This window comes from Archangium violaceum Cb vi76 (assembly GCF_000733295.1).
Classification (GTDB): Bacteria; Myxococcota; Myxococcia; order Myxococcales; family Myxococcaceae; genus Archangium; species Archangium violaceum.
Map to the genome: position 1 here is coordinate 1 of NZ_JPMI01000210.1, position 730 is coordinate 730.

Genomic DNA, 730 nt, shown 5'->3' on the forward strand with positions numbered 1-730 from the left:
CGGGCATCACCTCCAGGACGGACTTGAGTTGCTCGAAGCGCCTCTCCAGTCGAGGCTGATGCTTGTATGCCAGCAGAACATCCTTCAGTGACAAATGCCGGTCGTTGAGCACGAGGGGGAAGATGCCGTCCATCGCCTGCTCGAATTCCAGGGCCTCGGCTTGAGTGCTCCAGTGGAGTTGAAGCTTCTCCCGAGGCACACGCACATAGACGGTCTGCTTGCCTGGCCGACCAGGGGCTGCTTGTTTGAAGCGTTCTTCTTCTTGGACTTCCACCGCCACGGTTATCAGTTCGTCGGTCCGGGTACGAGCGAGAATGTCCTTCGCCAATTCTTGAGCATGCACAGCGTCTTTGACTCGTGAGCGGGGCGATTGTAGCCGTGTCGCCAGCTTCTGCAGTTCCTCGGTGGCCCGCGCCACCCGCCGACGCCGGGACAGCCCGTCCCCCTCGGCCTTCTGTGAGCTCCATATCCACACAATCCGATAGCCTTCATCGGATGGGAATTGCGACTCATAGGCCTTGAACACGTCATCCGGACCGTCCTTCTGCCGCGAGTTGGGGCGACGCAAAACCTCTACCCACTCGACGCCGAACTTCTTCTGCCAGGAACGAAAGGATTGTATCTCCCCCCGAGTCCGCGGTAGCACCGTGATGAACCGCCCCCCGTGACGGGCAATGTGGTCCATGTTTTCCCGAGTGCATAGCTTTGAGTCCGCTACGTACAGAAAGTC

The 730-nt window shown here is 59.3% G+C and carries 1 protein-coding gene; it reads right to left on the minus strand.

The features are described 5' to 3' along the window. Positions 1-526, minus strand: a 526-nt coding sequence (locus Q664_RS58105) for a hypothetical protein (protein ID WP_200883774.1), incomplete at its 3' end; no start/stop codon positions are given. Positions 527-730: the final 204 nt, after the last annotated feature.